General features: G+C 71.8%; 10 protein-coding genes and 1 riboswitch. Of the genes, 9 read left to right on the top strand and 1 reads right to left on the bottom strand.

Annotated elements, in window-relative coordinates:
• Positions 1-112: 112 nt before the first annotated feature.
• The 9 genes from ADL08_RS29105 (at position 113) to ADL08_RS29065 (ending at position 10,933) form a co-directional block, all read left to right on the top strand.
• Positions 113-1,528 (top strand): cytochrome P450 family protein, encoded by a 1,416-nt coding sequence (locus ADL08_RS29105; protein ID WP_078970590.1) that lies wholly within the window; start codon positions 113-115, stop codon positions 1,526-1,528.
• Positions 1,529-1,622: 94 nt separating this feature from the next.
• The gene (locus ADL08_RS29100; RefSeq protein WP_053648231.1) at positions 1,623-2,738 is read left to right on the top strand and encodes a transglycosylase family protein; all 1,116 of its coding nucleotides are present in this window, start codon (positions 1,623-1,625) and stop codon (positions 2,736-2,738) included.
• 214 nt (positions 2,739-2,952) lie between these two features.
• Positions 2,953-3,170, top strand: a riboswitch (cyclic di-AMP (ydaO/yuaA leader).
• A 3-nt stretch (positions 3,171-3,173) separates the two neighbouring features.
• Positions 3,174-3,899, top strand: a complete 726-nt coding sequence (locus tag ADL08_RS29095) for a transglycosylase family protein (RefSeq protein WP_053648229.1) — start codon at positions 3,174-3,176, stop codon at positions 3,897-3,899.
• 364 nt (positions 3,900-4,263) lie between these two features.
• Positions 4,264-5,550: a phosphopyruvate hydratase gene (gene eno, locus ADL08_RS29090; RefSeq protein WP_053648227.1), complete on the top strand. Its 1,287-nt coding sequence runs from the start codon at positions 4,264-4,266 to the stop codon at positions 5,548-5,550.
• 90 nt (positions 5,551-5,640) lie between these two features.
• Entirely contained in the window at positions 5,641-6,111 is a 471-nt protein-coding gene (locus ADL08_RS29085) for an FtsB family cell division protein (RefSeq protein ID WP_030215997.1), read from the top strand.
• A gap of 46 nt (positions 6,112-6,157) precedes the next feature.
• Positions 6,158-6,772 (top strand): DUF501 domain-containing protein, encoded by a 615-nt coding sequence (locus tag ADL08_RS29080; RefSeq protein WP_053648224.1) that lies wholly within the window; start codon positions 6,158-6,160, stop codon positions 6,770-6,772.
• Entirely contained in the window at positions 6,769-7,683 is a 915-nt protein-coding gene (locus tag ADL08_RS29075; protein ID WP_053648223.1) for a Ppx/GppA phosphatase family protein, read from the top strand. The genes ADL08_RS29080 and ADL08_RS29075 overlap by 4 nt, the downstream gene beginning before the upstream one ends.
• A 401-nt stretch (positions 7,684-8,084) precedes the next feature.
• Positions 8,085-9,464, top strand: coding sequence for an NAD(P)/FAD-dependent oxidoreductase (locus tag ADL08_RS29070; RefSeq protein ID WP_078968552.1), 1,380 nt, complete (start codon positions 8,085-8,087; stop codon positions 9,462-9,464).
• A 167-nt stretch (positions 9,465-9,631) separates the two neighbouring features.
• Entirely contained in the window at positions 9,632-10,933 is a 1,302-nt protein-coding gene (locus tag ADL08_RS29065) for an SAM-dependent methyltransferase (RefSeq protein ID WP_053648218.1), read from the top strand.
• 64 nt (positions 10,934-10,997) lie between these two features.
• On the opposite strand, the gene ADL08_RS29060 is transcribed toward ADL08_RS29065, so the two are convergent.
• The gene (locus ADL08_RS29060; RefSeq protein ID WP_053648216.1) at positions 10,998-13,529 is read right to left on the bottom strand and encodes an ABC transporter permease; all 2,532 of its coding nucleotides are present in this window, start codon (positions 13,527-13,529) and stop codon (positions 10,998-11,000) included.
• Positions 13,530-13,600: the final 71 nt, after the last annotated feature.

Genomic DNA, 13,600 nt, shown 5'->3' with positions numbered 1-13,600 from the left:
TACGAGGGGGAGGGGCCCCGCCCGCCGGCGTTCCGCCGGACGGGGCCCGGGGGCCCGGGCGGTCGTCCGTACGGCCGCCGGGGCGCGCCGGCGCGCGCTGTACCGTCGGGGGGTGAGTGACAGCACCGCCCCGGCGCCCGAGCCGGACCCCGCGCCGAGCCCCGTACCGACCTCCGTACCGGACCCCGCCCGCGCCCCCGGCCAGGACCCCGCCCGCGCCCCCGGCCAGGACCCCGCCCGCGCCCCCGGCCAGGACCCCGCTCCCGAGCTCTTCACCTGGGAGTTCGCGACCGATCCGTACCCCGCCTACGCCTGGCTGCGGGAGCACGCGCCCGTGCACCGGACGACGCTGCCCAGCGGGGTCGAGGCGTGGCTCGTGACGCGGTACGCGGACGCCCGGCAGGCCCTCGCGGACCAGCGGCTGTCCAAGAACCCGGCGCACCACGACGAGTCCCCGCACGCCAAGGGCAAGACGGGCATTCCGGGCGAGCGCAAGGCCGAGCTGATGACCCATCTGCTCAACATCGACCCGCCCGACCACACCCGGCTGCGGCGGCTCGTGTCGAAGGCCTTCACCCCGCGCCGGGTCGCCGAGTTCGCCCCGCGCGTCCAGGAGTTGACCGACCGGCTCATCGACGGCTTCGCGGAGCGGGGGAGCGCCGACCTCATCCACGAGTTCGCCTTCCCGCTCCCCATCTACGCCATCTGCGACCTGCTCGGCGTGCCCGAGGAGGACCAGGACGACTTCCGCGACTGGGCCGGGATGATGATCCGGCACGGCGGGGGCCCGCGCGGCGGGGTCGCGCGGTCGGTCAAGAAGATGCGCGGCTACCTCGCCGAGCTGATCCACCGCAAGCGCGAAGGCCTGCGGCAAGAAGGGGGCGACGACCTGATCTCGGGGCTCATCAAGGCCTCCGACCACGGCGAGCACCTCACCGAGAACGAGGCCGCCGCCATGGCCTTCATCCTCCTCTTCGCCGGCTTCGAGACCACCGTGAACCTCATCGGGAACGGTCTGTACGCGCTTCTCGGGAATCCGGAACAAAGGGGACTCCTCCAGGCCTCCCTCGCCGCCGGGGAGACCGGCCTCCTGGAGACCGGGATCGAGGAGCTGCTGCGGTACGACGGACCCGTGGAGATGGCGACCTGGCGGTACGCGACGCGGGCGCTGACCATCGGCGGGCAGGAGATCCCGGCGGGGGACCCGGTGCTCGTGGTGCTCGCCGCCGCCGACCGGGACCCCGAGCGGTTCGACGGACCCGACGTGCTCGACCTCGCCCGGCGCGACAACCAGCACCTCGGGTACGGCCACGGCATCCACTACTGCCTCGGCGCGCCCCTCGCCCGCCTCGAAGGACAGGCGGCGCTCGCCACCCTCCTGACCCGTCTGCCGGACCTGCGACTGGCCGCCGACCCGGCCGAACTGCGGTGGCGCGGAGGGCTCATCATGCGCGGTTTGCGCACGCTTCCGGTGGAGTTCTCCCCGTCCGTACCCCTCTCGCCCACTGACGGACCGTCAGAAATGTGATCTTCATGTGATCGAGTGGCCATCGACTTGTGACGAGCGTTCGAATGCCGCTACGTTTCGCCGCAGTCTCAGCCGTCACGCGAAAGGCGTACCTATGCGTTCCGGGAACGGACGACACCGTCGCCCCCGTCAGGCCCCCGCCCTCGTCGTCGCCGCGGGCGTGACCGGATCCGCCATGGCGCTGCCCCTGCTCGCCACCGGATCCGCGTCCGCCGCCGACGCCGCCACGTGGGACCGCGTCGCCGAGTGCGAGTCCGGCGGTCAGTGGAGCGCCAACTTCGGAAACGGGATGTACGGCGGCCTCCAGCTCACCCAGGGCGACTGGGAGCGTCACGGCGGCCTGTCGTACGCGCCCAGCCCCGACCTGGCCAGCCGCGCCCAGCAGATCGCGGTGGCCGAGAAGGCCCTCGCCAAGGGCAGCGACGCCTGGGCCACCTGCGCGCCGATCGCCGGCCTGAAGAACGACGGGAAGCCCACCGGGGTGAACCCGGGTCCGGCCGCCGCCCCGACGACCTCCGTGGCGCCCGTCCCCGAGTCGAGCTGGAACTCCGGCTCGCCGGCCGCCTCCGCGACCACGCCGTCCGCCGGGACGCCGAAGGCCTCCGTCCCGTCGACGGCCCCCGCCGCGCCCACGGCGCCGGCCACGCCGACGGCCCCCGCCACCCCGGCGGACCCGACCGTGCCGACCACTCCCTCCACCCCCTCCGCGTCGACGGGGTCGACCGACCCGGCGGACCCGACGCTCCCGGCCGGTCCGTCCGGCCCGACGGTCCCCGTCGCCCCCGAGGGGTCCGCCACGCCCGGTACGCCCGTCACGCCCGGCCTTCCGGGAGACGAGGGAACGCCGGCCACGCCCGGCACGGGCAAGCACCGGGGCGAGGCCGCCCCGGAGGAAAGCGGCAAGCCGGACAGTTCCACTGAATCCGGTAGACACGCCTCGGACAAGGACAAGCTCTCCGAAGAGGCTGATTCAGCCCCGATTGCTGACGAAGTGAAGAATCCGGGCTCGACGGACAGTCAGGGCTCTTCGGGTGAATACGTCGTGCGTCCGGGTGACAGCCTTTCGGACATCGCCCAGGCGAACGAACTGCCCGGAGGCTGGACCGCCCTCTATGACGCGAACAAGCGGACCGTGGGCACCGATCCGGACCTCATCCTCCCTGGTCAGAACCTCGAACTGACGGCGGATTCGACCCCGACGGCGGGGTAGTTCGCGGGCGTATGTCCGGTTCTGGGCGAGTGAGACATGGGTCTCTTTGCCCCAACTGGCCCACCACGCCCGCAAACTCCGCTTCCGTCACCCCTCACCTGCGCAAACAGACCCCTCCGAAGGGCAAGAAGAGGCGAAATTCGTCATATGAGCCTCTTTGAACTTCGGGGGGGTCTGTGTCTACGGTCGTCATCGCTCGCCACCGCGGGCCCCGTCGACCGAAACGCCGAATCCTGCCGTCGGCCGATGGGAACAGTCGTCGCGCAAGCGCCGTAGGCAGGAGCGGGGGACCCAAGGTAAGTGCCGGCCCCGGCCGTCGAGACAGACGGCCGACGACCGGCTTGGGGTGAAGCCGCGTGCTAGGACACGCGGCCGGGCAACTCTTCGGCCCGAACCCGACAGCTCACCTCGCAGGCGTCGGTGAGGAGAATCCCCATGCTGTTTTCCGTCAAGGGCAAACACCGCCGTCCCTCCAAGGCCACCCAGCTCGCCGCGCTCGTCGGCGTCACCGGCATCGCCGTCGCCGCCCCGCTGATGACCGCGGGCACCGCCTCGGCCGCCACGACCTCCGAGTGGGACCGCGTCGCCCAGTGCGAGTCCGGCGGCGACTGGTCGATCAACACCGGCAACGGCTACTACGGCGGCCTGCAGTTCTCGTCCTCCACCTGGGCCGCCTTCGGTGGCACCGCCTACGCCCCGAACGCCCACCAGGCGTCGAAGTCCCAGCAGATCGCCGTCGCCGAGAAGGTCCTCGCGGGCCAGGGCAAGGGTGCCTGGCCGAGCTGCGGCGTGGGCCTCTCCGGCGCCTCGTACGACGGCGGCGCCGCCGAGAGCGCTCCGCAGGAGCAGCCGAAGCAGGAGCAGCCGCAGCAGCAGGAGCGCGAGGCCGAGCAGCCGACCACCCGCAGCGAGCAGCGCCAGGCTCCGGAGGAGTCGCAGCAGGCCGGCCCCGAGGCCGCCGGGAAGACCGTCACCACCCCGACCGGCAAGACGGTCAAGAAGGGTGACGGCGAGTACGAGGTCACGGCCGGCGACACCCTCAGCAAGATCGCCGAGGCGCAGGGCGTCGAGGGCGGCTGGGCCGAGATCTTCGAGCTCAACAAGGACGTCGTCGAGAACGCCGACCTGATCTACCCGGGCCAGCAGCTCCACCTGAAGTGAGCCCGGCGGGTCGCGTGAGTCCGGCGGCTCACGCGCCCCCGACGACCCTCCCGCGGTGACCGCCCCGGTCCGGCGCGCCCTTCCCCCGTGCGCGCCGGACCGGGGTTCTCCCCTTTACGGGTCCCCTTCTTCAGGGCCGCCCTTCTTCGAGGCCCCCTTCCGGAGCCCCCGCGGCCCACCTGATGGTTACCACTCAGTAGATCTGGGGTCCTTCGTCCCCTTGTGCGTGCCCTCGGGTCCTTTTTCGTCCCAGGGGGCGGGCGCCCGGCCGGTCGGAGCCCCCGGGGCGGTTAGGCTCTTGTCGCAAGGCCGAGCGACCCCGCACCGACCTTGCGTCACATCCAGCGTCACATCCCAGAAGGAGATGCTCGTGCCGTCCATCGACGTCGTCGTAGCCCGGGAAATCCTGGACTCCCGAGGCAACCCCACGGTCGAGGTCGAGGTCGGCCTCGACGACGGCAGCACCGGCCGTGCTGCCGTTCCGTCCGGCGCCTCCACCGGTGCGTTCGAGGCCCTGGAGCTCCGTGACGGTGACCCCAACCGTTACCAGGGCAAGGGCGTCGAGAAGGCCGTCCTCGCCGTCATCGAGCAGATCGGCCCGGAGCTCGTCGGCTACGACGCCACCGAGCAGCGCCTGATCGACCAGGCCATGTTCGACCTGGACGCCACCCCGGACAAGTCCTCGCTCGGCGCCAACGCCATCCTCGGCGTCTCCCTCGCCGTCGCGCACGCCGCCTCCGAGGCCAGCGACCTCCCGCTCTTCCGCTACCTGGGCGGCCCGAACGCGCACCTGCTGCCCGTTCCGATGATGAACATCCTCAACGGTGGGTCGCACGCCGACTCCAACGTCGACATCCAGGAGTTCATGATCGCCCCGATCGGCGCGGAGTCCTTCTCCGAGGCCCTCCGCTGGGGCACCGAGGTCTACCACACCCTCAAGTCCGTCCTGAAGGCCAAGGGCCTCTCCACCGGCCTCGGCGACGAGGGCGGCTTCGCCCCGAACCTCGGCTCCAACCGCGAGGCGCTCGACCTCATCCTGGAGGCGGTCAAGCAGGCCGGCTACGTGCCCGGCAAGGACATCGCGCTCGCGCTCGACGTCGCCGCCTCCGAGTTCTACAAGGACGGCACGTACGAGTTCGAGGGCAAGTCCCGCTCGGCCGCCGAGATGACCGAGTACTACGAGGAGCTCGTCGCCGCGTACCCGCTGGTCTCCATCGAGGACCCGCTGTTCGAGGACGACTGGGCCGGCTGGAACGTCATCACCGAGAAGCTCGGCGAGAAGGTCCAGCTCGTCGGCGACGACCTGTTCGTCACCAACCCGGAGCGCCTGGCCCGGGGCATCGAGGAGAAGTCCGCGAACGCCCTGCTCGTCAAGGTCAACCAGATCGGCTCGCTGACCGAGACCCTCGACGCCGTCGAGCTCGCCCAGCGCAGCGGCTTCAAGTGCATGATGTCCCACCGCTCCGGCGAGACCGAGGACGTCACCATCGCCGACCTGGCCGTCGCCACCAACTGCGGCCAGATCAAGACCGGCGCCCCGGCCCGCTCCGAGCGCGTCGCCAAGTACAACCAGCTGCTGCGCATCGAGGAGATCCTCGACGACGCCGCGGTGTACGCCGGCCGCAGCGCCTTCCCGCGCTTCAAGGGCTGACACCTTCCGCAGAGCAGCTTCCGTACGTCCCCGTACTCGGTCCCGTACCGTGTGCGGGGACGTCCGCGTGAACAGGGGAGGCGACACGACATGGCCGTGAAGGACCGGGACCGGTTCTCGACCGCGACCCGGCTCAGGCTGCTCGGCGAGCAGACCGCCGCCCGTGTCTACCGCTCCCAGACCCGCCGTCAGGCCCGCCGCTCCCGGCTCACCGGCCGCGCGGCCTTCCTCGCCCTCGTCGTCTGCTCCCTGGTCGTGGCCCTCGCCTATCCCATGCGGAGCTACGTCTCCCAGCAGGGCGAGATCGCCGAGCAGGAGCGCCGGGCCGCCGAGGCCGCCCGGCGGGTGCAGGAGCTGAGGGACGAGAAGGCCCGCCTCCAGGACCCGGCCTACGTCCGCCGCCTCGCCCGCGAGCACCTGCACTACGTGCTCCCCGGCGAGACCGGCTTCACCGTGAACGACCCCGGCGCGGAGCAGCGGCCCCGCGCCGACCAGGGAGCGGCGGACCGCCCCTGGTACGACAACCTCTGGGACGGCGTGGACAACGCCGACCGCCGCTGACCTCCCGTACGACCGACGACCGACGACCTAGGCAACCAAGGCAGACATGCAAACGCCCCCTCCGCAGACCGAACGCACCGAGCCCACCGAGGCGGACGTCGCCGCCTTCGAGCTCCAGCTCGGCCGGCCGCCCCGCGGCCTGCGCGCCATCGCGCACCGCTGCCCCTGCGGGCAGCCGGACGTCGTCGAGACGGCGCCCCGGCTCCCCGACGGCACCCCCTTCCCCACCACGTACTACCTGACCTGCCCCCGGGCGGCCTCGGCCATCGGCACCCTGGAGGCCAACGGGGTCATGAAGGAGATGCAGGCCCGGCTCGCCACCGACCCGGAGCTCGCCGACGCCTACCGGGCCGCGCACGAGGACTACCTCGCCCGCCGCGACGCCATCGAGGTCCTGGAGGGCTTCCCGAGCGCCGGCGGCATGCCGGACCGGGTCAAGTGCCTGCACGTCCTCGTCGGCCACTCGCTGGTCGCGGGCCCGGGCGTGAACCCGTTCGGCGACGAGGCGCTCGCGATGCTGCCGGAGTGGTGGGCCAAGGGCCCCTGCGTCACCCCGTGCGCGGCGCCGAAGGAGGAGGACGGCTGGACCGTCGAGGGCGACCGGGACGGCCACTTCGCCTTCAAGCCGGTCGACGACACCGACGGCGAGGAGCGGAAGTGACCAGGGTCGCCGGAATCGACTGCGGTACGAACTCCATCCGCCTCCTCGTCGCCGACGTGCACCCGGAGACGGGCGAGCTGATCGAGCTGGACCGGCGGATGACGATCGTCCGGCTCGGCCAGGACGTCGACCGGACGGGCCGGCTCGCCCCCGAGGCCCTGGAGCGGACCTTCGCCGCCTGCCGCGCGTACGCCGCCGTGATCGAGGAGCTGGGCGCCGAGCGGATCCGCTTCGTCGCCACCTCCGCCTCCCGCGACGCCGAGAACCGCGACGACTTCGTGAACGGGGTCGTGGAGATCCTCGGCGTCGAGCCCGAGGTCATCACCGGCGACCAGGAGGCCGCGTTCTCCTTCGCCGGCGCCACCGGCGAGCTGCCCGGCACCGAGACGTACCTGGTCGTGGACATCGGCGGCGGCTCCACCGAGTTCGTCACCGGCACCGACCACGTCCAGGCCGCCCGCTCGGTCGACATCGGCTGCGTCCGGCTCACCGAGCGGCACGTCCGCCACGACCCGCCGACCGCCGAGGAGGCCGACGCGATCCGCGCCGACGTCCGGGCCGCGCTCGACCTGGCCGCCGGGTCCGTGCCCATCGGCACGGCCGACGTCCTCGTCGGACTCGCCGGTTCCGTCACCACCGTCGCCGCCATCGCCCTCGGCCTCCCGGAGTACGACTCCGAGAAGGTCCACCACTCCCGGATCACCGCCGAGCAGGTCGCCGAGGTCACCGACCGGCTCCTCGCCTCCACCCATGACGAGCGGGCCGCGATCCCCGTGATCCACCCCGGACGCGTCGACGTGATCGCCGCCGGAGCGATCGTCCTGAGGGAGATCGTCGAGCGCGTCGGAGCCCGCGAGGTGGTCGTCAGCGAGCACGACATCCTCGACGGGATCGCCCTGTCCGTCGCGTAGACCTCGATGGGAAGCCCCTATCCGTCGCATAGAGGGTCGCTATCGAGGCTTCCCGCGGGGTTCCGCCGGGAAAGTTCGTGAAGTTCTTCACAAGGAAAAGGGCCCCGAGGGTGTCCGAAGGGGGTCATTGGGCCCTCCGAGGGGCACCCCGGGGCCCTTTCGCAGGCGCGGAGGCCGATCGGCCCGGTGTTTCCATCGCGTGAACGGGGCCTCCGGTTCAGGGTTGACGGAGGCTCTCCGGTCCAGTTCACGGGGGGTGAACAACGTTCGCCACTGCACCCCGGTTCCTTTGCAGGAACATGACCTGGATCACGTGGGCGGCGGAGTGTAGCAGAGGTGTCCACCAAGCTTGTGAAGGGGCGCACGAACACACCCCCCGGGAGGGGTGGATACTCGATGGCATGAGCACCACGGAGCGTCCCAGGATCCTCGTAGTAGGCGGCGGGTACGTAGGCCTGTACGCAGCTCGGCGCATCCTCAAGAAGATGCGCTACGCGGAGGCGACCGTCACGGTCGTCGACCCGCGGTCGTACATGACCTACCAGCCCTTCCTCCCCGAAGCCGCCGCCGGCAGCATCTCGCCGCGCCACGTCGTCGTCCCGCTGCGACGCGTCGTCCGCGGAGCCGAGGTGCTCACCGGCCGGGTCACCACCATCGACCAGGACCGCAAGGTCGCCACGATCGCGCCGCTCGTCGGCGAGGCGTACGACCTGCCCTTCGACTACCTCGTCATCGCGATGGGCGCGGTCTCCCGGACCTTCCCGATCCCCGGCCTCGCCGAGCAGGGCATCGGCATGAAGGGCATCGAGGAGGCCATCGGCCTGCGCAACCACGTCCTCGAGCAGCTCGACAAGGCCGACTCGACCACCGACGAGGAGGTCCGCCGCAAGGCGCTGACCTTCGTCTTCGTGGGCGGCGGCTTCGCCGGCGCGGAGACCATCGGCGAGGTCGAGGACCTGGCCCGCGACGCCGCGAAGTACTACCAGAACGTGTCGCGCGAGGACATGCGCTTCGTCCTGGTCGACGCGGCCGACAAGATCCTTCCCGAGGTCGGCCCCAAGCTCGGCCAGTACGGCAAGGAGCACCTGGAGAGCCGCGGGATCGAGATCTACCTCGAGACCTCCATGGACTCCTGCGTCGACGGCCACGTCGTGCTGAAGAACGGCCTGGAGGTCGACTCCAACACGATCGTGTGGACCGCCGGCGTGAAGCCGAACCCGGCGCTCTCCCGCTTCGGTCTGCCGCTCGGTCCCCGCGGCCACGTGGACTGCAACGAGAAGCTCCAGATCAACGGTCTCGACTACGCGTGGGCCGCGGGCGACAACGCCCAGGTCCCGGACATGGTCGGCCGCCGCGCGGGCAACCCGAACGCCTGGTGCCCGCCGAACGCCCAGCACGCCCTGCGCCAGGCCAAGGTCCTCGGCGACAACGTGGTGGCCGGCATGCGCGGCTTCCCGCAGAAGGAGTACAGCCACGCCAACAAGGGCGCGGTGGCCGGACTCGGTCTGCACAAGGGCGTCGCCATGATCGTCATGGGCAAGGTGAAGATCAAGCTCAAGGGCCGTCTCGCCTGGTACATGCACCGCGGCTACCACGGCATGGCGATGCCGACCTGGAACCGCAAGATCCGCGTCTTCGCCGACTGGACCCTGGCGATGTTCCTCAAGCGCGAGGTCGTCTCCCTCGGCGCCATCGAGTCGCCGCGCGAGGAGTTCTACGAGGCCGCCAAGCCCGCCCCCGCCCCGGCCGCCCCGGTGCAGGAGAAGGCCAAGGCCTCCTGACGTCCCGTCCGCAGCAGTGACCCGAAAGGGCCGTCCGCCATCCGTGGTGCGGACGGCCCTTCGGTGTTTTGCCGACTCGTTGCGCCGCGACGGGACTGCGGACGCCCACGCACGGTGTTCCCCTGGTGACGGACGTTCCTGGGGAACGGATCACGGAGGTGGGCACCATGGCCGACGCCGCGCCGCGGCTGACGACTCTCGCGCAAGAGCTCCTCGGAGGACCGCTCCCGGTCCGGCTGCGGGCCTGGGACGGCAGCGAGGCCGGTCCCGCGGACGCTCCCGTACTGATCCTCCGCGACCGCCGCGCCCTGCGGCGGATGATCTGGAAGCCCGGCGAACTCGGCCTGGTCCGCGCCTGGGTGGCCGGGGAACTCGACGTCGAGGGGGACCTGTACGAGATCCTGGACCGGGTCTCCGGCCTCCTCTGGGACCGCGACGCCGGGGGCGGGGGCCTGCTCGCCGCCGCCCGCGACCCCCGGCTGCGCGCCGCCGCCCGTGAGCTGCTGCGGCTCGCCGGACCCGTCCCCCCGCCGGGGCCGCCGGCCGAGGAGGTCCGCGGCCGCAGCGGCGGCCGGCACACCCGGCGCCGCGACCGGCAGGCGATCAGCCACCACTACGACGTCGGCAACGACTTCTACGCACTGGTCCTCGGCCCGTCGATGGTCTACTCGTGCGCCTACTGGACCCCCGGCGGCACCCTGGAGGAGGCCCAGCGCGACAAGCTCGACCTCGTCGCCCGCAAGCTGGCCCTGAAGGAGGGCGACCGGCTCCTCGACGTCGGCTGCGGCTGGGGCTCCATGGCCCTGCACGCCGCCCGGGAGTACGGCGCCCGGGTCGTCGGCGTCACCCTCTCCCGCGAGCAGGCCGCCCACGCCCGCAAGCGCATAGCCGAGGAGGGCCTGGCGGACCGGATAGAGATCCGCGTCCAGGACTACCGGGACGTCGCCGACGGCCCGTACGACGCGATCTCCTCCATCGGCATGGCCGAGCACGTCGGCGCCGTGAGGTACCGGGAGTACGCCGACGCCCTGTACGGGCTCCTCAGGACCGGCGGGCGGCTGCTCAACCACCAGATCTCCCGGCGCCCCGAGCCCGACGAGGCCGCCTACGCGATCGACCCCTTCATCGACGCGTACGTCTTCCCCGACGGCGAACTCGCCCCCGTGGGCCGCACCCTGACGACCCTGGAGGACGCGGGCTTCGAGGTCCGGGACGTGGAGGCCCTCCGCGAGCACTACGCCCTGACCCTGCGCCGCTGGGTGGCCAACCTGGAGGCCGACTGGGACCGGGCCGTCCGGCTCGTCTCGCCGGGCCGGGCCCGGGTCTGGCGGCTCTACATGGCCGCCTCCGCCGTCTCCTTCGAACGCAACCGGATCGGCGTGAACCAGCTCCTCGCCGTGAAGACCCCGGCGCCGGGGACGAGCGGGGTGCCGCTGCGGACGCGGGTGTGGACCGGGGGGACGGACTGACGTACGTACGGAAGGGGCCGGCCTCCCGGGTGGGAGGCCGGCCCTTCGCCGGTGGTGCGGGCGGCTACTCGGCCTTGATGGCGGCGAGCATGTTCAGCCGGGCCGCGCTGCGGGCCGGCCACAGCGAGGCGAGGACGCCGACCAGGCCGGCAAGCAGCAGGAAGACGCCGATCCGCTCCCAGGGCAGCACCAGGGCGTAGCCCGGCAGGCTGCTCTTGAAGGTCTCGCCGATCGCCCAGCCGAGGAACGCGCCGAGGCCGATGCCGACGATCGCGCCGAACACCGAGATGACCACGGCCTCCAGACGCACCATCCGCTTCACCCGGCGCCGGTCGAGACCGATCGCCCGGAGCATGCCGATCTCCTGCTGGCGCTCGAAGACGGACATCGCGAGGGTGTTGACGACGCCGAGGACGGCGATCACCAGGGCCATGCCGAGCAGGCCGTAGACGATGTTCAGGAGCAGGTTGATCGGGCCGCCGAAGGCGTCGCGGATGTCCTTGTGGTTCATCACGGTGATGCCGGGGTTGTCACCCATGGCCTTCGACAGCGCCTCGGCGTTGGCGTCGGAGGCGCCGCCGTCCATCGCGACGTAGACCTCCCGCGTGTAGGGCTGCTGCTCGTGGGCGTTGATCAGCTTGCGGTCGATCATGACGGGGGAGACGAACTCGCTCTCCTCGTAGATCGCGCCGACGGTCAGCCTGCCCTCGGCCTTGTCCAGGTACTCGACCGGGACCGTGTCGCCGACCTTCAGGCCGCGCTTCTCGGCGGTCTTGTCGGCGACCGCGATCCGGCCCTTGCCCAGCGAGGCCAGCGAGCCGTTCACGACGTGGAGGTTGAGGACCTTCTCGATGTCGCCGGGGGTGACGCCGGAGGCCGAGACGAACGAGCCCTTCAGCTCCAGGGCGCCGGCCTGCTGCGGGGAGACGGCCGTGACGCCGGGGGCCTTCGCGAGGGCGGTGATGGCCTCCTCGCCCAGGCTGTCGCCGCTGGCCATGGTGACCATGTAGTCGGCCTTGATCTGGTCGACGGTCATCTTGTCGATGGCCGCGCCGACGGTCGCGCCGAGCACCGAGAGGCCGGTGACCAGGGTCAGGCCGATGGCGAGCGCGGAGGCGGTGGCGCCGGTGCGGCGCGGGTTGCGGACCGCGTTCAGCCCGGCGAGCTTGCCGGAGATCCCGAAGAGGCCGACGAACAGCGGGCGGATCAGGGCGATCACGGGCCGCGACAGCATCGGGATCAGGATGATCACGCCGATGAGGGTGAGGAACGCGCCGCCCGCGATGAGCATCCGGCCCTCGTCCCCGCCCTGGCCCGCGCCGAGCACGATCAGGACGACGCCGAGCGCGGTGAACGCGGCACCGACGGAGTTGCGCACGACGAGCGACTTGGTGCTCGCGGTGGCGTGCACGCTGTTCATGGCGGCGACCGGCGGGATCCTCGCGGCGCGGCGGCCGGGCAGCCAGGCGGCGAGCATGGTGATCAGGACGCCGACGGCGAACGCGGAGACGACGGGCGCGGGGCCGATGACCAGGCCGCCGGCCGGGATCTTCAGGTCGAAGGCGTTCATGGCCGACCGGAGCGCGACCGCGAGGCCGACGCCCAGGACGAGGCCGACGGTCGAGGCGACCAGACCGACCAGACCGGCCTCGGCGAGGACGGAGCGGGTGATCTGCTTGCGCGAGGCGCCGACCGCGCGCATCAGGGCCAGTTCCTTGGTGCGCTGGGCGACCAGCATCGTGAAGGTGTTGGCGATCAGGAAGACGCCGACGAAGAGCGCGATGCCCGCGAAGCCCAGGAGGACCTGGTTGAGCGCGCCGAGCCCGGCCTCGATGTCCTCGGCCTGCCGGTCGGCGAGGGCCTGCCCGGTCTGGGCGGTGGCCGCCTTCGGGACCACCTTCAGGACCTCGTCGAGCAGCTTGTCCGCCTGCGCGCCGGGGGCGGCCGTGACGGTCAGCTCCTGGAAGAACCCGGGCTTCAGGTACAGCTTCTGGGCCACGGAGGTGTCGAAGAGGACCAGGCTGCCGCCGGCGTTGACGGCGCCGTCCTCGGTGGTGAAGACGCCGGAGAGGACGTACTCCTTCACCGGGCCGTTGGTGGCCACCCGGACGGTGTCGCCGACCTCGTAGCCGCCCTTGTCCGCGGAGGCCCTGTCGAGGGCGATCTCGCCGTCGCGGGTCGGCCCGTCGCCCGTGGCGAAGGCGTACGCGCGGTCCTTGCCGTCCTTGCCGGGGGCGAAGTTGGTGCCCTTGTTGGACCAGCCGACGCCGATCAGCTTGCCGTTCTTGTCGGGCACGCCCGCGAAGCCGCCGACGCGCGGGGCGACGGAGGCGACCCCGTCGAGCCCGGCGACCTCGTCGACGTCCTTCTGGGAGAGGCCGGGGGCCTGCCGGGCCTGCTCGGGGTCGGGGTGCATCTCGACGGCGACGGCGACGTCGTCGTAGCTCTTCGCCGACTGGTTGCGGAAGGCCTGGGAGAGGGTGTCGGTGAAGACGAGGGTGCCGGAGACGAAGGCCACGCCGAGCATCACGGCGAGGACGGTCATCAGCAGTCTCGCCTTGTGCGCGAGCACGTTGCGCAGGGCGGTACGGAACATGGGGTGTCCTGAACGGAGGGTGGGACGGACGGAGGTCGGGGGCGCGGGGCGCGCTACGGGGCCGCTCCTCG

The organism is Streptomyces sp. NRRL F-6492 (assembly GCF_001280125.1).
Lineage (GTDB): Bacteria > Actinomycetota > Actinomycetes > Streptomycetales > Streptomycetaceae > Streptomyces.
Note: the sequence above shows the minus strand (reverse complement) of the source record. Positions and strands in the feature narration are given on the sequence as shown.